This window comes from Paenibacillus sp. CR_12, assembly GCF_041953985.1.
GTDB lineage: Bacteria > Bacillota > Bacilli > Paenibacillales > Paenibacillaceae > Paenibacillus_AQ > Paenibacillus_AQ lautus_A.
Window position 1 is genome coordinate 318,018 of sequence record NZ_JAVFHO010000003.1, and the last position, 23,509, is coordinate 341,526.

At 53.6% G+C, this 23,509-nt stretch carries 14 protein-coding genes; 3 read left to right on the forward strand and 11 right to left on the reverse strand.

The annotated features are described in order from the left end of the window. Nucleotides 1–84: 84 nt before the first annotated feature. The 5 genes from RB297_RS13730 to RB297_RS13750 form a co-directional block, all read right to left on the reverse strand. Nucleotides 85–3,675, reverse strand: a complete 3,591-nt coding sequence (locus tag RB297_RS13730; RefSeq protein ID WP_375120712.1) for a family 10 glycosylhydrolase — start codon at nucleotides 3,673–3,675, stop codon at nucleotides 85–87. Nucleotides 3,676–4,005: 330 nt separating this feature from the next. Next, nucleotides 4,006–5,001 (reverse strand): Gfo/Idh/MocA family protein, encoded by a 996-nt coding sequence (locus RB297_RS13735; RefSeq protein WP_375120713.1) that lies wholly within the window; start codon nucleotides 4,999–5,001, stop codon nucleotides 4,006–4,008. Between the two features lie 37 nt (nucleotides 5,002–5,038). After that, the gene (locus RB297_RS13740) at nucleotides 5,039–5,365 is read right to left on the reverse strand and encodes an antibiotic biosynthesis monooxygenase family protein (protein ID WP_096775216.1); all 327 of its coding nucleotides are present in this window, start codon (nucleotides 5,363–5,365) and stop codon (nucleotides 5,039–5,041) included. Between the two features lie 163 nt (nucleotides 5,366–5,528). Further along, on the reverse strand, nucleotides 5,529–11,603 hold the full coding sequence (locus tag RB297_RS13745; protein WP_375120714.1) for a phosphodiester glycosidase family protein: 6,075 nt from the start codon (nucleotides 11,601–11,603) through the stop codon (nucleotides 5,529–5,531). A 480-nt stretch (nucleotides 11,604–12,083) separates the two neighbouring features. Continuing rightward, nucleotides 12,084–13,124, reverse strand: a complete 1,041-nt coding sequence (locus RB297_RS13750) for a CapA family protein (RefSeq protein WP_096775215.1) — start codon at nucleotides 13,122–13,124, stop codon at nucleotides 12,084–12,086. Nucleotides 13,125–13,626: 502 nt separating this feature from the next. On the opposite strand from RB297_RS13750, the gene chrS reads away from it, so the two are divergent. The 3 genes from chrS to chrA are packed head-to-tail and all read left to right on the forward strand — an operon-like array spanning nucleotide 13,627 to nucleotide 15,273. Beyond that, nucleotides 13,627–14,109, forward strand: coding sequence for a chromate efflux transcriptional regulator ChrS (gene chrS, locus RB297_RS13755; RefSeq protein WP_096775214.1), 483 nt, complete (start codon nucleotides 13,627–13,629; stop codon nucleotides 14,107–14,109). Nucleotides 14,110–14,161: 52 nt separating this feature from the next. Further along, on the forward strand, nucleotides 14,162–14,731 hold the full coding sequence (gene chrB / locus RB297_RS13760; RefSeq protein ID WP_375120919.1) for a chromate efflux transporter ChrB: 570 nt from the start codon (nucleotides 14,162–14,164) through the stop codon (nucleotides 14,729–14,731). Further along, entirely contained in the window at nucleotides 14,731–15,273 is a 543-nt protein-coding gene (chrA, locus tag RB297_RS13765) for a chromate efflux transporter ChrA (protein ID WP_012819386.1), read from the forward strand. Before chrB ends, chrA begins: the two co-directional genes overlap by 1 nt. A gap of 543 nt (nucleotides 15,274–15,816) precedes the next feature. On the opposite strand, the gene RB297_RS13770 is transcribed toward chrA, so the two are convergent. The 6 genes from RB297_RS13770 to RB297_RS13795 all read right to left on the reverse strand — a co-directional run bounded on the left by RB297_RS13770 (nucleotide 15,817) and on the right by RB297_RS13795 (nucleotide 23,446). Further along, nucleotides 15,817–16,176 (reverse strand): Rieske (2Fe-2S) protein, encoded by a 360-nt coding sequence (locus RB297_RS13770; protein WP_096775212.1) that lies wholly within the window; start codon nucleotides 16,174–16,176, stop codon nucleotides 15,817–15,819. Between the two features lie 279 nt (nucleotides 16,177–16,455). Continuing rightward, nucleotides 16,456–17,511, reverse strand: a complete 1,056-nt coding sequence (locus RB297_RS13775) for an amidohydrolase family protein (RefSeq protein WP_375120715.1) — start codon at nucleotides 17,509–17,511, stop codon at nucleotides 16,456–16,458. 29 nt (nucleotides 17,512–17,540) lie between these two features. Continuing rightward, nucleotides 17,541–19,091: an ABC transporter substrate-binding protein gene (locus tag RB297_RS13780; RefSeq protein ID WP_375120716.1), complete on the reverse strand. Its 1,551-nt coding sequence runs from the start codon at nucleotides 19,089–19,091 to the stop codon at nucleotides 17,541–17,543. A gap of 61 nt (nucleotides 19,092–19,152) precedes the next feature. Then, nucleotides 19,153–20,013 carry a carbohydrate ABC transporter permease gene (locus RB297_RS13785; protein ID WP_036662331.1) on the reverse strand — a complete coding sequence of 287 codons (861 nt, stop codon included), beginning with the start codon at nucleotides 20,011–20,013 and terminating at the stop codon, nucleotides 19,153–19,155. Nucleotides 20,014–20,025: 12 nt separating this feature from the next. Then, nucleotides 20,026–20,946, reverse strand: a complete 921-nt coding sequence (locus RB297_RS13790; RefSeq protein WP_375120717.1) for an ABC transporter permease — start codon at nucleotides 20,944–20,946, stop codon at nucleotides 20,026–20,028. A 190-nt stretch (nucleotides 20,947–21,136) separates the two neighbouring features. Continuing rightward, the gene (locus RB297_RS13795) at nucleotides 21,137–23,446 is read right to left on the reverse strand and encodes a helix-turn-helix domain-containing protein (RefSeq protein WP_375120718.1); all 2,310 of its coding nucleotides are present in this window, start codon (nucleotides 23,444–23,446) and stop codon (nucleotides 21,137–21,139) included. Nucleotides 23,447–23,509 lie beyond the last annotated feature (63 nt).

Consider the following 23,509-nt stretch of genomic DNA (forward strand, 5'->3'; position numbering starts at 1 on the left):
TACCATGGAGCATGTCGATTGGAACAAGCAGCAAAAGGGACGTCCTAAGGCATTATGCCTAAGGATGTCCCTTTTTTACAGGTTCTACAATTTCAACAGGTTGTGGATGATGACCGCTGCCTGAGCGCGATTGGCGATTCCTTTCGGCATAAACCGGTCATTGCCGGTGCCTTGTATCACGCCTTTCTCGGCCAAGAGGGCAACCGCGTTCCTTGCATAGCCTGCAATGCTGCTGCCGTCTTTAAACTTCGCCAAGGTGCCGTTCTCATCCTCTGCCTTCATATCGGTGAATAATGTCAGCGCGTTGGCGCTCATGATCGCCATTTCCTGGCGGGTGATCGGCCGGTTCGGATCGAATTTGCCGCCACCGATTCCTTGAGCTAGGCCGGCATCTACCGCAGATGCGATGACGGTATAATGCCAATCGGTCGGCTTCACGTCAGTAAATTCCAGGTCGGCCGCCCCCGTCAGCTGGAAAGCCCGGACAAGCATGGCCAGGAATTCGGCTCTTGTCACCGATTTCATCGGCCGGAACGAATCCTGTCCCACCCCCTCTACGATGCCAAGCGCCGCCAGTTCCTCAATCGCCGCTTTTGCCCAGCCAACGCCGTCCACATCGCGGAACACCGGAGGTTTCGGCGGCGTCGGCGGGTTGACCGGCGGTGTCACCGGAGGCGTTACGGGTGGAGTCACCGGCGGTGTTACCGGTGGATTCGGTTTCCCAGGCGGAGTGACCGGCGGTGTCACCGGCGGGTTCGGATTCCCCGGCGGGTCAACCGGCGGCTGGCCGTGGTCCCCCGCTTTAATCGTTACGGAAGGGCTCGGGGCGCTCTCGTTATGCAAACGATCGACAGCCGTCACCACATACGTGTAGGTTTGTCCCTTTACAACGGTACGATCAACAAAGAACTGCGTCATTCCGGCGTTTTTCCTGAAAGTCCCTATTAAATTCGCCGGTTCCTGAACGCTGCCGGTTTCCCGACCGTTAAAGCGATAAACCGCGTAATACGTCTCGTCGTCAGACGAAGACCAGCTGAGCTTCACGCCTTCCTGTACTTGGTCGGCCTTTGGCTTCTTGGTCGCAGCCGGTGCCTCCGATTCAATCCAAGGCATGGCCGGGATGAGCGCCGGGTATCGGTACAAATCGTTTTTCAGTCTGTCCGTAAATCCAAGCGCGTTGTCCTTAAACCATTTGGAGCTGAAATACATGCTGCCCCGAACTTCCTCGAAGTTTCGATTGTATTGGATCTGGTTCGGCATTTCGTCGGGATTGGACCAGTCGGCATTCGACCCGATTCTATATACGGCTTGTCCGCTGTACAGATGAACGTTCTTGCCGGACACGATCCCGCTCCACCAATCGATCAGCTTATCGTAAGCCGCTGCGGAGTACCCGATGTTCCAATAAATCTGCGGCGTGATATAGTCGATCCACTCTTCTTCGACCCATTTCTTCGAATCCGCGTAAATCGCATGATAACTCTCGAGTCCCGTCGTTTCGGAGCCGGACGGATCGCTGGATTTGTTTTTCCAAATACCAAACGGGCTGATGCCGAATTTCACGTAGCTCTTCTCCGCCTTGATGGCTTCCTTCACGTTTTGAATGAAGGTATTGACGTTATTTCTTCTCCAATCGCTCTTGTTCGTAAAGGAGCCCTTGTACTGATTAAACGTATCCGTATCCGGGAAATCCACGCCCGTTACGGGATACGGGTAGAAATAATCGTCAAAATGCACGGCGTCGATATCGTAATTCCGAACGACCTCCATGATGCCGTCAATGATGAACTGCTGCGCCTCCGGCACCCCTGGATTGAAATACAGCTTGCCGCCGTATTCCTCGACCCATTCGGGATGCTGTCTGGCCGGGTGATCCGCCACCAGCTTGTTGATGTCTCCCTGCAGGCTGATGCGATACGGATTGAACCAGGCGTGGAACTCCATGTTTCGCTTATGCACTTCCTCGAGCAGGAATGCCAGCGGATCGTAACCCGGATCCTTGCCTTGTTCACCTGTCAGCCACTCGGACCATGGTCCGTATTGGGACGGGTAAAAAGCATCCGCCGTCGGTTTGATCTGCATGATGACCGCGTTCATTCCGGCATCCTCCAGTTGATCGAGCAGCTGAATGAATTGCTGCTTCTGCTGCTCCGGATCGGTAACCCCTTTAGCCGGCCAGTCGATATTATCGACGGTGGCGATCCATGCCGCCCGCATCTCGCTTTTCGGATGCCGGGAAGCTTCATTCACGGTGATATAGAGCGAATCGGTCTTTCCTTGGAACGCGGCTGTTATTCTAGCGGAGCCTACCTTCAAACCGCTCACCACCCCTTGATCAGAAACCGAAGCGACGTTCGGGTTGCTGCTGGTAAACGTAACGCCTTCCTCTATGGTCTGCGGTTCAGCCATCCATGAGTACGTGGCGGATACCACCGTTTCAAAAGAATCTCCAACCGTCACGGACGTAAGCCCCTGAAGTTTAATGCTTTGCAAAACAGGAACCGGATCCGTTACGGTAATGGTATGATGGGCGGATGCTCCCCGGTACGACGCCGTAATGGCAGCCGTCCCTTCGGAAACCGCGGTCAGTCGACCCGCTTGATCGACCGATACAACGCCAGGCTGATCGCTTGTATAGCTAATGCCTTCGGTCATCCACACCGGATCCGTCTGGTTTCCGTAGACGGAGTAAACCACGCTGGTTCTCATGTTGTCGGTAACGCTAGTCTCCATATGAAGCGGCCCGGACAACAGCAATTCATGGGGAGCCGCGGCATCCGCCGCCACATGCAGCTCCAGCTGGGCTTTTGGCGCATCGCCGTACTCGGCCGTGATGGTCACCGTTCCCGGTGCCAATGCTTCAATAGTGTCGTATGTAGCGCCCGTCACGGTGGCAACGGATTCGTCGCTGCTGGTCAGTTTCACGCCGGATGTCAGCAACGTTGGCTCCGACTGTCCTTCATAGGTTGCATACACTTGCGGTTTGACCGCTTCACCGACGCCCATAGGCGTCAGTCCGCCGATGTCGAGCCCATATACCGGAGAAGCCGTATAGAAGGCGGACAGCCTGTCGAAGTATAAGGCACCTTTGTTTTTATTCGTGTCTTTTAATTCGGCTACGTAGATTTGATTCACTTTGAGAGGAGCCTGAATGGTAGAGGGAATGTTTAATTTGACGTATTTCCAGCCCTTCCAGTTAAGACCGGAGGTGGCTGTAAAATCAACGGTATGCTTGCCGCCGGAAGAATCCTGAAGCTGTGCACGGAGCCAGTGGTTGCCGCCGTCGCCGTAAACCCATAAGCCGAGTGCCTTCGGTGATCCGGGAACGCTCCTGCCTGTTGATCCATCCGGGTCTCTGAAATTGAGATAAGCCGCCGAGGTGCCGGATTCGCTGCCCACAAAATCATAGCTTAAGGCTGCAGCGTGATGTCCGTAATAAATCGGCTCCGGCCTCCCCGCCAAATCCAGCTGGGCCTTCCCCCTAACGGAAGACGCAAATAAATTCGTTACCGATTCGAAATCCTCCAGCACCACAGCTTCCGGCTGTCCTGCGCTTGCGTTCGTTTCAACGGAATTGCCCCAAACAGACACGGCCGAGCTGAGCATCACGGCGAATGCCAACGTCATGGACAGAATGGACTTACTGCTTCGATAGACACGCCTTTTGGTTATCATTCATCAATTCACTCCCTATGGTATGAGTGCTTGCTATCCGAACCGAAGCCCGATTTCCAGCGAAATCGCTGCCGCTCACCTCCGATCATGCGACTGAAGTAGATGACGTCCTGCTGTTGTACCTGTGTTCATCTCTATCACTATCATATTGAAATTTTATTTCAAATTTCAATAGTTTTTGTAAAATATAATTTTAAATCTCCGGCAGGAATTTTAGTCATCATGACGTACTGTTACCAAAAAAAGCCAATACGGGCAAAGCCCGTATTGGCTGCTTCAAACTATTCTTTATTTCGTATAATCAAGAAGCCCGATCGTAAGCGTCACGGCTTAACCTTCCGAAGGATACTTCAATCCCCACTGCCCCCGAATCTGATCCAGCAGCCTCATAATCGCAAGCGATTCGTCCAGCGGCATCACATCGCTCTCGAGCCGCCCTTCCAGCAGGCAGCGTCCCACTTCGTAAGCCTCGAAGCTATAACCCTTCTCTTGTCGGTCATCCGTCACAACCACCGGTTCCTCGCCATCGACATGAAGCGCAGCGGATGTCGCGTTCAAGAAGGACGGAATGTGGATATGCCCGTTGGTGCCATAAATATAAGCTTCATTCGTCAATCCCAGCCGGATCGCCCCGTTTAACGATGCCGTCTTGCCTGATTCATAGGATAGAATAACGGAGAACTGCTCATCTACGCCCGTCTCGCCGATATGCGCCGTACTCCAAATCTTCTCGGGCTCGGCTCCAAAGATCATGGCCGCAAACGACACCGGATAAATGCCCGCATCCAGCAGCGCGCCCCCGCCGAGCTCCAAATTCAGCAAACGGCCCTGCGGATTCCAGCCGCTCCGGAAACCGAAATCGGCCTTCACCAGCCGGACGTCGCCGATAAGACCGTCCTTCAGCCATTCGCGCACCTGCCGGATCGGCGGAAGGAAACGCGTCCACATGGCCTCCATCAGGAACAGCTTATGCTCCCGTGCTGCTGCGACTAACTCCTCCAGCTCATCCCCGTTGATCGTAAAGGGCTTTTCGCACAGAACGGATTTGCCTGCTTGGAGACACATCAGCGCATGGTCCCTGTGCATCGGATGCGGAGTCGCTATGTACACAACGTCGACATCCGGATCCGACACGAGCTCCTCGTAGCTGCCATACGCCCGCGGTATATCGTATTTCGACGCAAACTCGCCTGCACTGCTGGCCGTACGGGAACCGACCGCCAGAAACTGAGCGTTGTCCACATACGCCAAATCGGCTGCAAACTGCTCTGCAATCCATCCCGTCCCCATAATTCCCCATTTGACCTTGCCCGGATTCTGCACCATAAAACTCCTCCTCTTCCTCTCCATGATCTGGCCTTGCCTAAAGCTTATAGAAGCTGTCCCGCTCCACCTTGCAAATTCGCAAGCCAAAGCTTTCATACCACTCGTTCTTGCCCCGTTCCTGGGCTACCTGATGAGCCGCGTTCTCCTTCCATAAACGTATGGACTCCAGGGAGTCCCAATACGAAACCGTGATCCCGAGACCCTCGTCCCGAGCGGATTCCACCCCGAGATAACCGGGCTGCTGCGCAGCGAGCTCCGCCATTTTATCGGACATCGCTCCGTAACCCCGGTCGCCCTCCGTTCGTTTGGACACAAAAATGCAAGCATAATAAGGCGGCTTCGGCGTATTCGCGTATTCCGTCATCCTCTTCCCCCTTTCCGGTTACTCAATAGGTGTAACTTCGGCTAACGTTCGTTCATTGACCTTGTATATCATTATATCGGAACTTCCGCCATACTTTAACCTAAAAAAAGCCTCTCTCCTCTGCGAAGTTCTACAGTGGAGAGAGGCGATATTCGCCTAAGCTTTACTTCAGCTTATTCAACAGATTATGGATGACCTGCGCGCTTTCCGCACGCGTGGTCAAACCTTCCGGTGCAAAACGGCTCGGCGCATGGCCCTGAACAAATCCGAGGGCATGCGCGGTTTCTACCGCTTCGCGAACCCAGTCCGGAGACTCGGCGAGATCGGCAAATCCGCTTCCCGCGCTGATGTTCTCCTGCTGTTGTTTCATCGCGTGGGCATAAGCGCGCACCAGCATCGCCGCCATTTCCTGGCGTTTGATCGGGGCGTCCGGTGCAAAACGGTCTTTGGCAGTTCCGTTCACGATGCCGGACTGGGCGGCCGCCGACACGGCCTCGGCGTACCATTTGCCTGAAGCTACATCGGCGAACGGCGCAGGTCCTTCTGCCTTAAGATCCATCAGACGAACCAGCATCGCGGCAAACTCGGCCCGGGTCACTTGCTGCGCCGGTGCGAAGCGGTCCGCGCTGACGCCTTCGATGAGCTGCTTCGCGGCCAAATCTCCGATCACCTCCGCTGCCCAGAACGAGGATGGCACATCCGCAAAGGTTTTCTCGTAATCCAGCAAGCCGTAAGCACTGAAATGGCGGATTCCCGCGGCCATGCGGCCGTCTTTGTTTACACCGCCTATATACTCCAGCTCTCCGCTGCCGGATACATAGTACATGGAAATTCTTTTGCCATGAGCATCTGAAGATAAAGGCAGTTCTAGCATAATTGGATGATCGAATTCGGTTAAGCTGTAGACTTTGCCGTCCGCTGTCGTCAGTTTAAGCTCGAACTCCAGCATGGCTCCGGCTGCTGTCAGCTTAGCGCCGGAGACGCGGGCAGCTTGCGCGATCCGCTGCTTCATCTCGGCCTCCGTTAATGTGACGGCACTCAGTTTTATCGTGCCCTTCTCAAGCTGGCCGGCATCTGCAAGGGCGCCCAGCTGGCGAAGCACTTCGGCCGGGATCGTTAGGGACAAATTCTTCCCTTCAAGATGGATCGAACCATCCTTGAGGATGTCTGCTGCATTCCCTGGCAGCGTGATATCCGTAAAGTTTCCATCTACCGACAAGCTCACTTGCCCATTCGACAGTTTAGCTGCAAGCTCGTTGGCGGATAAGGTGATGCTGCCTGATGACGGCGGTGTCACGGGAGGCGTAACCGGTGGCGTTACCGGCGGCTGCACGGGCGGGTCTACCGGCGGCTCCGGTCCCGGATCGGGATTCCCTCCACCACGGGTGATCACCTTCAAATCATATTCCGACTTAAACCCTTCATAGGTTGCCGAAATAACGGTTGCCCCTTCTGCCAAAGCCCGTACCGAGCCCTGTTCATCAATGGAAGCTACGTCCGGCTTACTGCTCGCATAGGTTATGCCTTCGATTAAACGGATACGGCTGCCGTCGGTATATACCGCCTCGGTTACCGTCTTATCGGTATCCCCGACCTTCAGCTCGGATTTGCCGCTTAAGAGGATCGATTCGATGCTGCCGTTCGGGATTCGGTCTACCGTAATACTCACGTCTGTATAAACGTCCGGTGCCGCCGTGCTGGTCGCTCTGACGACGGCATTGCCCAGCCCTTGAGCCGTCACGATGCCGTCTGCGGATACGCTGATGACGTCATCCAACGGTTCGGAATGGTAGACGGACCATACAACGGTTTGTTCTGCCCTGCGTGGTTTCACTTGAGCCAGCAACTTTTGGCTCTCGCCTACAGCTAGCGTCAGCTGGTTTGGAGTTACTTCAATCCGCTGCGGCTCCGGCTTCGTATCCGATTTCGCCAAAGCAAACTCATCCACGACGCGTCCGCCAACCGTTTTGGTTACGAAATGAAGCTCGTCTCCCTTCACTTCCACGGAGGCATACATTTGAGTCTTCTCTTCGTCGACCACCTCATGCCAGCCCCGCTCCGTGTGGGAGTAGAATTTAGGGCCTGACGATCCCGCCACGACGTAGGTCGTGCCCTTCCCGTCCGCGGCGATCTGGTTGTTCATCATCGGGTAGGAACGAATATAAATATGATCATGTCCGTTTAACACGAGATCCACGCCGAATTCCTCCAGCACCGGCGCCCACAGGCTGCGTACCTCGGCGGAATCGTAGATGCTGCCGTATGGACCGCGGTGGAACATCGCGATGGTCCAATCCTTGTCATTGCTAGCCAGATCCTGCTGGAGCCACTTCTTCTGCTCCTCCAGCTGATACTCGCTGTTCAGCATAATGAAATGAACGTCCTTGTAATCAAAAGAGAAGTTCGTTCCCTTCAGGCTGTCCAAGCCATTGCCCGGCTGGTTAAAGTGAGCCAGGAAGTCTCCGTTTTCCTTCGTCCCCATCACTTCATGGTTGCCGATGGCCGACACTAACGTCGTATTCAGGAAATGCTTCTGGGCTTCGTCGAACCAATAGTTCCACTGCTCCTCCAGGAAACCCTTGTCCACCATATCCCCGGCATGGACCATGAATTCGGCGTCCGGATGCTCGGCTGCCGCCTTGTCGATCGTATTCCCCCACAGCTCGAACTCTTTGGCGGTGGATGCCTGGGAATCCGCAAAGTATAAGAATTTCGTTGTATCTCCCGCAAGCTCTGTCGTTTTAAACGAGCCTTGTACACTGTAATGGCCTTGGCCGTCACCGACACGGTACACATACTCTGTCCCTGGGTCAAGACCGGCCGCCGTCGCTTTATGGACGCGGACCGTCCCCAGATCCAAGGTATGGTACAGCTCGCTGGCACCATTGAACTTCTGGACGTTCGGCGCATCGAAATCCGTGAATTCGGATTGCTTCGCTAGTTCCACGACGGTCCCCTCCGTCGCCGGGTCCGTGTGCCAGTTCAACATCCGCGACGTGGCCGGATCTTCTCCCATGCCCACGCTGATGTTGAAAGGAGTCGGGCTTCCAGCCAGCGGCGAAACCTTGAACTCCAATGCCGGACTGTATTGATTGCCTTTGACGGCCTGCACGGTATACGTCTTGACCTGGGACGTCAGCGCCCCGGTCTTCAGGATACCCGCCGCATCCGTTGTTCCCACCGCTGCCGAGTCTGCCAAGATCTGTACGCCTTCCACAGGCTGCCCTTGGGCATCGGCAACTTCGAACACCGTTTCGTATCCCTCTACGATTCCTTCCTCATTCCAGCTCAGCGCATAATGCGTTGCGATCTGCGATTCGATCGGAAGACCATAGAACGAAAATTCGGTATTGCCCGTATCGGTGAAGGATACCGCCCCGGACGTGAGCGCTATGATGCTGCTGCCGGTTGCGTTCTTTTTCACGTCGTACCGGATTTGGCCGATCCAATCCGTATCCTGCAGGGATGCGGTATGGATGTCCTTCCAGGTCACTCTTACCTTTCCTGTTGTACCGTCGATGCTTGCGCTAACCTGGGATGCACTCAGCTTGTCCCCCGGTATGAGCTCCAAATTCTCCACTTTGTTGGGATCGAATTGGAAATCGACATGGCCGCTGCGGATTTGGGATGTCTTCACACCCCCGATATCCAGCGTATAACTGCCGCCAACATAGATCGTATCCGGCGTATCGTACACCACCTTGGCTGCACCGGTATTTACGGTGAAGTTCCATTCCTCGGTCGTTTGGTTGCCCGACAGATCACGGACGGTGACTTTGGCTTGATGAACGCCATCGGCGAGCGGGACGCTCGGCGTGTAATGGATTCTTCCTTCCGGCGGATACAGGGTATGCTGCACCAGACTGCCATCCAGATAGAATCGGATTTTGTCCGGATCGATCAGCGTCGTTCCCGGGTGTGCGACAGGATCATAGCCGGCATCCTCGGCATACACGGTAATGGTCGGCGTGTTCTCTGTAATCTCCGCACCGTCGGCCGGGGAGAATTTCTTCAGAACCGGCGGGTCGATATCGTCGTTGGCAGGACCGTACAATGCCCGAATTTCGTCCACGTAGATGGCACCGGCGTCTTTTTTCGCGGCCTGTGTTTCCATATATCGAACCGGCATGTCCATCACCAGCGGAAGGGTTCTTCCTTTGGGCACGGACGCTTCGAGATACTTCCATCCCTTGAAATCGACGCCGACCGTCTGATCGGTGAAATCGAGCGGGATCGCACCCTTGCTGTCACGAATTTGGGCACGGAGCCAGTGCGCGTTGCCGTCTCCGTAGACCCACATGCTGATTTTCTCCGGATAGCCCGGAATTTCGATATTGTCCGCGGTGCCGTTCGTCTGCAGATAAGCACCGGAGGTACCGGTCATTCCGGTAAAATCGTACTCCAGCTTCAAGGCGCCATTCCCGGAACGAATATAGGTCTCGTCGGTTTCAATGGATACCTGGGTCGACTTGAACTGCGCACCGGCGCTTGGTTTATAACGGCTAAGGCCGTTCTCGAAATCTTCGAGCATGACCGGCGGAAGACCGACGTTCACTTCGATTGAGGTCTCGATTTGACCGTACTTCACGAAGATTTTGCCGCTGACGTCCTGCTTGTCCGTAGCGGTAAACGTTCCGTTTGCGTCAATCGTCCCGATGTCGCCTTCGGTACGCCACTCCAAACGGCTATTATCGGCCTGTACCACTTGACCGTTGCGAAGCGCCGTGACCTTGAGCGTCTCGGTCGAGCCGGAAGAGAAGGTCTTCACCGCGTCCGAGAACTTGAGCTCGGTCAGCTCATCAACGACTTCCAATGCGGCTTTACCCGTCAGATTACCGGATTGTACGGAAACCTCGGTCAATCCAGGTTGATTGCCTGCCTTAAACGTCCCGCTGGCGTCGATTGCCCCAAAGGCTGGATCAACGCTCCAAGCCGCGGCCTCCGTCATTTTCGCCGGATGCAGGTTCTGATCCACGGCTGCCGTTTTGAAGGCAGCGGATGAACCGGTCAGCACTCTTTCCAGTGTCGGTGCAACGACAAGTTTATCCGCCGCTCCTTCAGGCGCCTTGTTCACCAGCAAAATGCCGTTGGCCGTTTTGCGTTCCCCGCCGTCCGACGGCGAGTTAAGCACCTTGCGCTCCGTTTCTCCCGGCAGGCGGGCAACGAAGGTAGCCGAACCGCCTCCGTCCAGGTTCAGAGCGTTAACCACGCCAAGCTCCTGCAGCATTTCGCCAAGCTCAATGTAGTTAAGCCCTTCACTGAACCCCGGCTGGCGGCCATCAACCTCGAACAGCACAACGGAGCCGTCCGCTTTGGTTCCTACCACCGTTCTCGGGTGTACAGCCGGATCGGTATGCTGCTGCACGACGCCATCCTTGACCAGCATCACGGTGCCGCCAATCGCCATCGTGACGTCCTGCCATTCGTTATCCAGCTGAAAACTCGCCGTCACTTCATCCCCTGCCTTCAGCCCGGCAAGCTTGCTCCGCTGCGAGCCCGAAGCGGACAGAACCACTTGACCTTGGCCAATCGGCGAATTTCCCTGATCCTTAAGAACAGAGGCCACCTTCATCGTCAAGGTCTCTCCACTGGCGACCCTGCCGCTCTCGATATCCAGAATCACTTCATCTCCCAGATTATTGGTCATCGTGGTGGCATTGAATTTTTCGGTATAAAGAACAAGTGCGTCCGTACCTTTTATGCGGTTGATAGAGGACAGGCTGCTGACCGTTCCGCCTATCGTCACGTTTTTCGTTAATTTCGGACTGCCGTAAAGGCTCGTTCCATCCTGTTTAATGCCAAAGGCGTTCCGGCCGCTGGGCGGATCCGTCAACAGCTCCCCGTCCCCCATGAACAATCCGAGCGGAATTCCGGTGGACATATCGTAGAAATCTCCGTTTACCGCCGCGATGACGCGATTGCCTGCCTTGTCGGCATCCGACGCCATTTTGCTGACTCCCTGCATGCCGTATACCTTGCCATCGGTGAGACCCGGCTGAAGCTCCAAATTTCCTTGCGATGGATCAAACTCCACCATATGGACCTTCTGCTCGCCGCTGCCTTTTTGCATATTCGCCCACGTGTATGTAGCCCCCGGCCCGATCTCCATCTGCCGCATATCAATGACCGATGCAGCGGCGGCCGCTGGGTCGGCAGCAGCTTGTCCTGCGGGAAACAGCAGCGATAGAAACATCACACCGCTGAGCAGCGATGATATTCTCTTTTTGCTCCTTAACATGTACATGAATTCCTCCTTCTCTATGCTTGGACTCTGGTTCCTCTCGGTTGTAAGTCCGCTCATGAACGAAAGACCTACTCGGGAGTATAGCGCTCGCTTGTTAATTCCACCTCCAATCTGTGTTAAGACCGGGTTAACTCTGCCGGTATCGGCTTTACATTCAGTCATTAGCTGGAAGGGCTGCAAAAAAGTATGCTGCCGATTCGTATTTACCGCTTCCGATGAACGAAATTAACCCGTCTTCTTCCCTTCATCATATTGAAATTTTATTTTAAAATACAATATATTTTGTAAAATTTTATTTTATTTTTTCGGCAGGAATTTCCGGATGGGTGGCGTAAGCACAGCTTTTGTCGGAATGCGGGGAATGAAAACAAACGCCTAGCCGCCAGCTTCCGACTTGTTTTTACGGCGAACTTCCAAAAAGCGCACAAAAAAACAACCGCAGCTTACAGCCGCAGTTGTCTTTGAGATTCCCTGTTATTTTTTGGTGACGTTGCCGTTGGCATCAATTTTTGCATTGTAGGAGAGTTTGTTCAGTTTCGCGATGATCTCTTTGTTGTACTTCTTGTCCATCAGATTCGGCTGGCCCTGAAGTATCTTCACCGGCGTAATCCGGCTCGTGATCTTGGAGCCCTGAATCTCAACATGCACCATCATCGACAGCAAGGTTTTGTCACCGCCTCGGGTGGAGCGGTTGAACACGAAGTTGCCGAGCGAATAATAAATCGGCTTGTTCTTGTAATATTCGATGCCCATCAACGTATGGCTGTGCGATCCGATTATGATGTCGGCTCCGGCGTCAATCATCTTCTTCGCCATCGTGCGCGCATATTCTTCCGGATAGTCGGCGAATTCCTGGTTCCAATGGATGTATACGATCGTATAATCGTTGGTTTTGGCCGACTTCTTAATATGGGTCAGCATCGGCTCCATCGTGTAGGCGGAGGCAGCACCCGGGTGATTCTTGCCCGCAATCCAGGAATTGTCCGACAGCACCCGGCTGACGCCCAGCACCGCGACTTTTTTCCCGTTAATGTTCTGCACGTAAGGCTTGAAGGCCTCGTCTATATTTCGCCCGGCACCCGTATACCCGATCTTCTGGCGTTTCAGATGCGTGATCGTGTCCAGCATGGCTTGCTGGCCATAGTCCAGGATGTGGTTGTTCGCCAGCGTGACCCCGTCGATTCCCGCGTATACCAGGCCCTTGAGCGTGTCCGGCTTCGAACGGAAAGCAAAGGTTTTATCCGCAGCCTTGCCGCGAATGGAGACCGGCGTCTCCAGGTTGGCAAACGCCATATCCGCCTTTTTCAAGATGGGGGCTACCTTCTTAAAAGGATATAGGTTACCGAATCTATCAATCTGGTTTCCCACGTATCCGTCTAATAGAATGTCACCTGCAAAAACAAGATTTATCGGTTTGTCCTTCGACTTGGCTTGAGTGGTTGTGCCCGCCGCCGAGACGATGCTCGCCGGGATCAGCATAACGATAACCAGAATGAGGCAAAATAATTTCTTCATATCCATGCCGCCTTTCCAAATGAAAATCCTGAGAAGCTAGTTATTCACCTCGTTTATCCTATCATAAATTGATATAAAAGGGGAATTATATAAAATGAACCATTTAATAGAATTGTGAAATGGATTCTAACCAGTAGCCCTTTCAGCACTACGCATGCGGATTATTCTTCCGATCCCTGTTGCCCCCCAGATTATTTTCCAACGGATTACAAGTGGTGAAAATCCAGGGTCAAAGGGGACCGCTTCGCTTCTCCGGAATCATTCCGCCTTCTCCATTGAGGCATGTCAACATCCAAATCATTCAAATCTATCTTTTTCTATCCATAGTCTTAGACTTGAAATGCGGAGAAAAAGTTTCAAATTTTGCAAATCATATTGAAAACAATATAAAGAACTTATATATTTAAACGTATCGTAAGTATAACTTTAATATTAATTACGTTTTGTAATATATACACGCAGTTAGTCTTACATATAAGTAAAACTAAAGGAGCTGTAATCCATGAATATTCACGCTGCGGGCGAGAACTCAACCCCCATGATTGATGATACGGACCGCAAAATCATTGCGATCCTTGGCAAGAACGGGCGAATCTCGTACACGGATTTGGCCAAGGAGATCGGTTTGTCCCGCGTGGCCGCGCAGGCCAGGATCAATGCCCTGGTCGATGACGGCGTCATTGAGCGCTTCGCGGCCGTCATTAATCCGGAGAAAGTGGGGATTTCGGTGTCCGCTTTTTTCAATGTGGAGGTTGAGCCCAAATATTTGCAGCAGGTGGCGGACACTCTGGAGAACGAGCCATATGTGACCAGCCTGTATCATATGACCGGTCCCAGCAAACTGCATATGCACGGCTTGTTTGCCGATCATAAGGAAATGGAAATGTTTCTAAACGAGAAGCTTTACCCGCTTCCGGGCATAACCAGCGTGGACACGCAGATCTTAATCAAGCGCTATAAAAGCCGAATGGGCATCAGGCTCTGATTTTCGACAGAAAGGACTCTTACCCTTGGATGATAAAAATAGCAATCCATACATGGAATTAACGTTCGGCATGTTCCGAACCGGCATACTCGGTTATGGCGGCGGTCCCTCCGTCATTCCGCTGATCCGGCATGAGGCCGTCGTTCGTTACGGCTGGCTCAGCGACGATGAATTCGGAGAGGTGCTGGCTCTGGCCAATGCGCTCCCGGGTCCGATCGCCACGAAGATGGCCGCCTATCTCGGTTACCGGGAAAAAGGGGTGCTAGGCGCGGTGGTCGCGGTTCTTGCGCATATCCTCCCGACCTGCATCGCGATGATCGCGCTGCTGTCGGCGGTGACGTTCCTCAGCAGCTCCAAAGTCGTGGCAGGCATGATTGCCGGCGTTACGCCGGTCATTGCGGTCATGCTGGGCACGATGGCTTACGAATTCGGCGAAAAGGCCGTGAAGGGACTTGGCATTTACGCCGGCATCGGATTTTTTGTGGTATCGTTTCTCCTGCTGGAAAGCATCCAGGTCCATCCAGCCATCGTCATTATGCTGTTCCTTGCTTATGGCACCGTGCATTTTAGAACCGTAGCCAAACTCAAAAAACAAAGACGGGATAAGGAGGGGTCCGCCTGATGGAAGAATGGCTTCAGCTGCTGGTCAGCTTTTTTGTCTCCAACGTGCTCGGATATGGCGGCGGTCCTGCTTCGATCCCGCTCATGTATAAGGAAATCGTCACGAATCACGGCTGGCTGACCGACCCGGAATTCTCCAACATGCTTGCGCTTGGCAACGCGCTTCCCGGGCCGATCGCCACCAAAATCGCCGCTTTTGTCGGGTACGGCGTATCCGGCTGGATGGGCATGACCCTCGCCCTCGCGGCGACGGTCATCCCTTCCGCGGTAGCGCTCATCTGGCTGCTGAATCTGCTGCAGAAATACCGCACGTCGCCCGTGGTCAAAGGCATGACCCTGCTGGTTCAGCCGGTCATCGCGATCATGATGCTGACCCTGACCTGGCAGATCGGCAAAAGCTCCGTCATCTCCATCGGCCTCCTGCAATCCCTCGGCATTGCCGCCGTCGCCTTCTGGGCCATGAACATCCGCAAGATCCACCCGGCCTTGGTGATCCTGGCCGCGTTCGCTTACGGGGGCTTGGTATTGTCGCAGGTGGTGTGAGGGGATTATAGTAGAAAACAGTATACCTGCCGGAAATATCGGGATGACTAAAAGAGCGAGTTTGAGGGGCGCGTGCCCCTCAATTCTCGCTCTTTTTTCAATCGAGAGCCATCCAAGCCGTTACCGGACTACGCACCGTACCTATGCCCCCGCTTAGACGAACAGTGCAGTGAGCAGCAATTCACTGTGGACCGGACGTCCAAAAATATGATCGCCATATCATTCCATATGTCCCGAAATCCTCTTGCTCTATGGTCGTGAGGGCTTTCGGCTTTCTTACGGACTCAGAATACCTTATTTCGTACAAAATAGCCCTTTTGGTATCTTTAGCGGACATAGAGGACCTTATTTGCTGTTTTTATTGGTGTTGGCATCCATAATTCGCACATTAGCGGATCTGGAGTCCGATACATTGTAAAAAATCGAGTTTTGATCTTAAATAACGGATCTAGGGTCCGTTAAAAGCTGACACAAGTAACTTGAGTTCCCATGGCTAGTAATGATACCAGAAGCCCCAATAATCACATTCCTTCAATTCCCCGCCTATTTCCTCCCCATCACCACCCCGATCTTGCCCTCTTGGACCTCCACCTTATACTTCTTCACCCGGATGCGGTCGCTAAACAGCGACTTGCCGGTCTGCAGGTCGAACTCCCACCCATGCCAGGGACAGCGGACAATTTCGCCTGCCCGGCCGTATTCGTAGTCGTATACCTCCGAAGGAAGCGTCGTACCGGAGACCAGTCCTGCGCAGATTGGCGCCCCCTGATGCGGGCAGTAGTTCAGAATCGCATGATACTCGCCGTTGACCCGATAGATGCCGATTTCGCGTCCCTCTATGTTCACGACCGCGTGCCCGCCCTCCGGAACGTCCTCCTCCGCCAGCACGTAATGTACCGCCATACATGCCACCTCCTTGCCTATGCGCCCAGCTTTGTAGGGTTTGGCTTTGAGTTTGGTTCAACTTGGGTCCAACCTTGTTTTTGCCTTTGTTTTTGCCTTTGTTTTTGCCTTTGTTTTCGACTTTCTTTCAACTTTGTTTTCGACTTTCTCTCGCCTTTGGTTCGTCTTTCGTTTGACTTTGGTTTGCCCATAGCCCCAGCTTCAATTATTCATGCTAGGTTCATACGGATACCGTTCATCCATTCATCCGTTCGTCCATTTATCCATTCATCCAATCCCTCAATCCAGCCGATACAGCTGTTTCGCATTCTCATAAAAGATCTTCCGCCGCGCTTCCGGCTTCAACCCCCGCAGGACATGGCCCGGCGAGTCGAAGTCCCAATGCGGGTAATCGCTGGCATAGAGCAGCATGTTCTCGGCATCGATCATATTGAAGAGATCGATGAGATGCTGCGGATTATCCGGCTCCTCGATCGGCTGCGTCGATAAGTAGCAGTGATCCCGGATGTACTCGCTCGGCATTCTCGTCAGCCAGGGCACGGTTGCGCGCAGAGCCTTGTAATTTTTGTCCAGCCGCCACATCAGGCCCGGCAGCCAGGCTACTCCGCCTTCAACCAGAACGACCTTGAGGTTCGGATACTTCACGAACACGCCCTCGCAGACCATGCTCACCAGATGCGCCATGAACATCTGGGAGAGGCAGGTGTGCCATTCGATGTAGCGTGTCGGGTAGCCGGCCGCGGTGGGAGCCGTCGAGCTCCCGCCGCCTTCCGCTCCCGGATGGATCGCGACCGGTAGGCCGTTACGCGCCGCCGCTTCGTAGATCGGGTGATAGTGGCGCTGTCCCAGCGGCGACCTCGCCGCACTGGAGATCATCACCTCTACGATATCCGGATGGCCGCCGATCCTATCGATCTCGCGTGCCGCCAGCAGCGGGTCCTGGGTAGCTACCGCCATGGCTCCCTTAAAAGCTTTATGCTTGCCAAGCCACTCGGCGATCAGATAATCGTTATAAGCCGAGCATATCGCCGCTGCATAATCCGGATCATGCGTGGAGGAGATGTTATAGACGACTCCCGTCAATACGGCATAGTCCAGATTGTAGCCTTCGATCAGCTGCTTGATCATATAATCGGGATCGGAGCCGGCCTTGCCTCCCCCCGGAGGGATCGAGTCTTTTTTCATCACGCCGATCGGCGAGTAATACCCTGAGCCTGCATACCCGATGCCGGATGCCGCTACCCGGGAGCGCCAAGGCTCCTGCAGATATGGCAGCAGCGCCCTGTCGTCCTGCTCGTTATGAACGTCGACATCGATGATTTTGGTATCGTCCATTGCCTGATTCCCCCCATCTCCATTAAGAATTACTTGCCGCCGTATGTGCGAGTATATGCGGTGTTATACATGGCAAGAAGTTCGTCGGAGCCGAGTTTCTTCGCTTGGTCGATGAATTGCTGATACGTGGAATCGTTGATCGGCGTTTTGCCGGTTACGAACTCCGTTACCTTCTGTTCAAGGAATTTATTCAGATTGTTCAGCTTCGATTTCTCGAGCTCCAGCTCCTCTTCCGTCTTGACGATCTGCTTCGGTGCAGGGACGATATACTGCTCATACCTTGCATTGATATCCTTGCTCTTCTCGCTTAACCCGCGCTCCCACACTTCCCGCGACTTGGCGTTATTCAGCGTGATCAGGTCATACCATACGCCCCAATCCTTGCGCAGCGCATTAAACGGAGATTCGCCGAACTCCTTGTTATATACCGCTTTACCGTCCTCCATCGTATACGTTTTGCCTTCGATTCCTAAGGACAGATAATTCGTCCCCTCTTCGCTGACCAAATAATCGAGGAATTGGACGGCGCGCTCCTTATCCTTCACTTTGGCCGATATCGCTCGGCCGACGGTGCCAACGACCGGGCGGGAGAACTGATAGTTCTTGATCCCTTCGGCAGCAAAGGATGGAATTGCGTCCAGCTCATATTCCGCCGTGCCGGCCCCCCTCGCCTTGGCAACCAAGGATTCAAGATCGGCCTTCCAGAAAAACGTCACCAAGGATTTGCCCGTCAGGATGCGCTCCTCCCACTGCGCTTGCGTCAGCAGCGAGAATTCCGGATCCAGCAATTTTTCCGCATACAGCTTATTCAGGTATACCAGCATATCCTGATAATTCTCATGATACGGCGCGAATGCGTATTGATCCGTGGTTGGATCCAGGTTGTAAAAACCGCTGATGCCGGTAAAGATACGCCCGAAGGTCGTATACAGCCCCGTGTCGCCTACGATCGCGTTCGATATGAGCGGGTAGGAGTCCGGCACCTTTTCTTTCAACGTTTTCAGATATTGATAAAATTCATCCACGGTGGTCGGCGCCTGTATCCCGTGCTGATCCATAATGTCCTTGCGGGCATACCAGATAAAGTTAAAGCCCTTGCCTTCCGCATCCCCTTCCAGGACAGGTACGGTATACAAGCCTCCGTCCGTGCCCGTTGCCAGCGCCTTGGCTTCAGGATATTTCTCGTAAAAGGCTTTCAGATTCGGAGCCCGATCCAAATAATCATGGAGGTTCAGGAACACCTTCTCCGGCCCATGCTCCCGGCCGTCCTGCGTCGGCACCTGGATAAAATCGGTAGCGGTATTCGTGGCAATCATGATCTGCCTTTTCTCCTCAAGCCCTTCCTGGCTGACGATCTGGAACTTCACTTTGACGCCCGTCTTGGCCTCGATCTCTTTGAAAATCTCCCAGTCATCCCGAACCTTGCCCTCCACCCGGTCGTATACGAGCCATGAAAAAGTAACCGGTTTGTCAGGGCTTAACGTCCCCGAATCGTCCTTGCCCCCGCCGGTGCAGCCCGTAACCAGCATCGCGCAGAGCAGGATCATGGCAAGCGCCGTTCTGAACCCCTTTTGCCGCATTCCATAACCTCCTTTTTTTATCATCACATCGTATAGAAATGGATTCCCGTTAAATCCATGACTACCCCTTAATGCCGCCAATCATCGTGCCCTGTACGAAATATTTTTGGATAAACGGATAGACGCACAGGATCGGCAGCGTCCCGATCATGATCATGGCGTATTTCAGCGTTTCCAGATGCGTCAGGTCGCCTTCGCCCTGCACGTTCGTGCCAGCGATCAGGATGTTGCGCATCATGATTTGCAGCGGGTACATTTCCCGGTCATTCAGGTAGATCAAAGCGCTGAAGAAGGAATTCCATTGATTCACCGCCGTGAACAGGCCAATCGTGACCATCACCGGCACGGATAGCGGCAGCACGATCCGCACCAGAATCTGCATGGATCCGCATCCGTCGATGGCAGCCGCGTCCTCAAGCTCCTCCGGCAGCGCCTCGAAAAATGTCCGCATAATGAACAGGTACCATGTGCTGATCAGCGACGGAAGGACGATCGCCCAGATCGTGTCCAGCATCCCCAGCTTCTGAACGATCAGGAAGGTTGGAATCATGCCCCCGCTGAAGAGAAGCGTGAACGCTGCCATGAGCAGAATCACTCTTCGGCCGGGCAGCCACCGCTTTGCCAGCGGATACGCCATCGCCGAGGTTGCAATCAGCGTCAGCAACGTATGCAGGAACGTGTACCGGATCGTATTCCAGTAACTCACCCAGAGATCGGGGTTGTAGATGAGCTGTTCGTAAGCGATCAGCGTAATCTTTTTCGGCCATAGCAGCACCGCGCCGCTCGCGACCATGGCATTGTTGCTGATGGAAGCCGAGAATACGTACACCATCGGGTAGGCCATTACCATGATCAGCACAATCATGAACAATATATTGAATACGTCAAACAGCTTCGAAGCGAAGCTTTCCTGCTTTTTCATCGCGCACCTCCCTTACCACAGGCTGGTCTCCGAATATTTGCGTACGACCCGATTGGCCGCAACGACCAGAATGAAGCCAATCGCCGACTGGAACAGGCCTACTGCGGTCGCGAAGCTGAAATCGGCATCCAGGATGCCCCGCCGGTACACAAAGGTATTAATGACATCCGCGGTTTCGTAATTCATCGTGTTGTAAATCAAGAGGATTTTCTCGAAGCTGGCCTCCATGAAATTACCGAGCGACAGCACGAACAGAATAATCATGACAGGCACCATGCCGATGAACGTAATATGCCGGATCTGCTGCCACCGGTTGGCTCCATCCATCTTGGCCGCCTCGTACAGCGTCGGATCGATGCCGGCAATCGCAGCCAGGTAGAGAATGGTCCCCCACCCGACCTTCTGCCATATTTCGGAGCCCACGTACACCGTCCGGAACCACTCCGGCATGCCGAGAAACATGATCGGCTCGATGCCGAACAGCTTGACGAGCAGATGGTTCACCACGCCCGTGGTCGGAGACAGGAAGGTGACGAGAATGCCCGCGATCACGACGGTCGACAGGAAATGCGGCATGTAGCTGATGTTTTGCACGAACCGTTTGAACCATTTGCTCTTCAGCTCATGGAATAGGATCGCCAGAATGATCGGCGCCGGAAAATGAAACAGCAGATCGTACACATTCAGCATGATCGTGTTGCGAATCAGCTTCCATGCATCGGGGGTGACATAGAAAAATTCAATGAAATGCTTCAGTCCCACAAATTCGCTTCCCAAAATGCCCCGGCCGATCGAATAGTCCTGGAAAGCAATGATGATGCCGTACATCGGCGCGTACTTGAATATCAAGTAGTACAAGATGCCGGGCAGCATCAGCAAGTACAACGCTTTATGCTTTTTCAGAACGTAACCGATCCGTGATAGCTGCGCCAATAATCCCCACCTCCGATTGAAAGCATTTACATTCGTTTGTTGTTGTCCCCACTATACGAGCCGTGCTTCCTTCGCGTAAAGCAAACATCTTTTCCTTAAGACGCATGTTTTGTTATGCCTGCGCCGCAAGGCTTTCGGCCTGTTCCATGCAAAAAAAGAGACTTCAGAAAATAATGCAGTCTCTTCTTTCCTATTGATGGGAACTCCGGTATTTGGCAGGCGTAATGCCTTCATATCGGCGGAAAGCCCGAATCAAGGAATTCCTCCCCCAATACCCCACCTTTTCGGCGATTTCGTCTATTTTCAAATCCGTTTCAAGCAAAAATTGCTTCGCCTTCATCAGCCGGTACTTCGCGATATATTCCACGTACTTCTCGCCGACCTCTTCCTTGAAGGTTCGACTGAAATGCCCGATGGACATATTCATCATGCCGGCAAAATGCTCGATCGACAGCTCTTGATCGTAGTGCTCGTGAATGTACTCCAAAATCTCCATAAATTGTTGGCTGCGGCTGCTGGAGGCCGGTTTCCGGAACAGAAAGCCATGAATGTCCTGGAAGCATTGCGTCAGCTCGTCCCATGTCATGCAGCGATTCATTCGCTCGAACAGACCGGAATAATAGGGAACGTTCAATTCATTGCGCTCCGACTCCACCGCCCGAATCCAGGTGTTGAGCACATCGGCGAGCAGATATTTCATCTGCACGGCTGACGCATCCTTACGCTTCCCTTCCTCCAGCAGATCCAGCACGGAATGGAGCAGCTTGTCATACTCCCGGGTTTTGCACTGGTTGTGGATCCGCTGGACCTCCTGCACGGACAGGAAAGAGTCCCATTGCTGCAGCTCCCTTGAAGGCAGACTGCCGCAAATCTCCACCGTGGAATGCAGCCCCCGGTAATTCAGCATGGCCAGCGCATGCTCATAGGACTGATGCAGCTCTTCGATGGCATGAATGGTTCTGCCGATCCCGATCGTCGCTTTATAATAGACACCGTATTGCAGAAAAACGTGCCTGATCTGCTCCGCTATTCGTTCCGGATAACCCTCCGTGATGTGATCATGCTGGACGACGCAAGCCATCAAATCCGGCCTTGTCTGGCAGATCCAGACCATGCCGGGCGCCAGCCGGTGGATCTTGTCCTTCAGCTCCGTCAGCAAAAAGATTTTGGCCGATTCCGAAGTCGAATCATAAAACGACCGGTCATAGTGGAAAGAGATGCACAGGACGGTTCTTGCCGCCTTATGGCTGTAAGCAAACTCAATCTCCTTGGCGTAGTACTCAATCGATAAGGCATCCCGGTATTGCCCCAGCAGGATTTTCGTGAAAAACTGCTCCTGCACGATCGGCAGCATCCCGTTCACCATCTGGTACAGCTCTTTATTCTCGGTCATGATGAACTGGGAGTAGCGCTTGATGACGTCAAACTCGTTTCCTTCGTAACGGCCCTCTTCATTCGGAGCATGGTGCAGCTTCAAGCCATCCTTGATCTCCCGAATCGGCCGGTACAAGCGCCGGCTTAAATAATACGAGGCGAGCGCGCCGACAATGAGGAAGAACAGGAGGAACAACCAGCAGATTAAGCGGGTAATATGGACCGGCTTCATCAATGTGCCTAGATCAACCATGCTGATATAATGCCAGGACTCGTTGAAGCCGGACGCCATGAAGGACAGCCCCATCTTGTCCGATATCGTAAATTGCGAAGCGAAACCATCCGTGCGTATTCGCTGCTGCAGGGCATGCTGGTCCTGCTCGGTCAAACCGGTCCGGGCGATCACTTGGGCGGTATCATCCACAATGGCCGTGCCCGTGACCCAGCTCTCCGGAATATGAATCCTCTCCTCAAGCTTGTCTCGCTTCACTTCGACCAGGAGGTAAACTTCAGGGGCGGCGGTATTGAACGGGTAACTCATGGAAGCCGTCACGGAAGCGGGGGAATCCATGAAATCCATCATTTTCTTGCCGGATAATTCGGCTTCCAGCTGGTGGCGGCGGTTCAGATCCAAGGGATAGCGGGAACGGAAATAATACGCTTTGTTCGTATAGGTCTCGGCATCGATCATTAAATCCTGATGGACAAAATAATAATAAGCCTTCTCGACCAATTCATCCGATTCCAGCTGCTGCAGCTGCTCCCGCAGGGAATGAAGCAGTTCCGGAAGGAGCTGGCTTTCCGGCGACGAAGACATGGGAGCGAGCAGCACGCTCCGCAATCTGGATGTGCTCAGGATATTAATCATGCTTGTCTTTAGCGATTGAAGCTCGGCATCCGTCTGCTCGGAGAACCGGTTCATCACCACTTGGTTAAAACGCTCGGCATCCTTTTCGATGATGCGAACGACAAGCACCTGAGCAAGAACCGAAGCAACAATGACGGGGATGAGAATAAGGAGAAAATAGTTCGCGAACATTCTCCAAAACAGGGTGTGCCTTCTGGGAGGCGGAGTATCGGCCGCCCCCGGCTCAGTCAAGCGGTCAGGCGGTGTCCTTCGCTTCATGAATGTCCCCCCTTTGTATTTAAAATTGCAAGTAACAGGGCTTGCATTTACGTTTACTATATT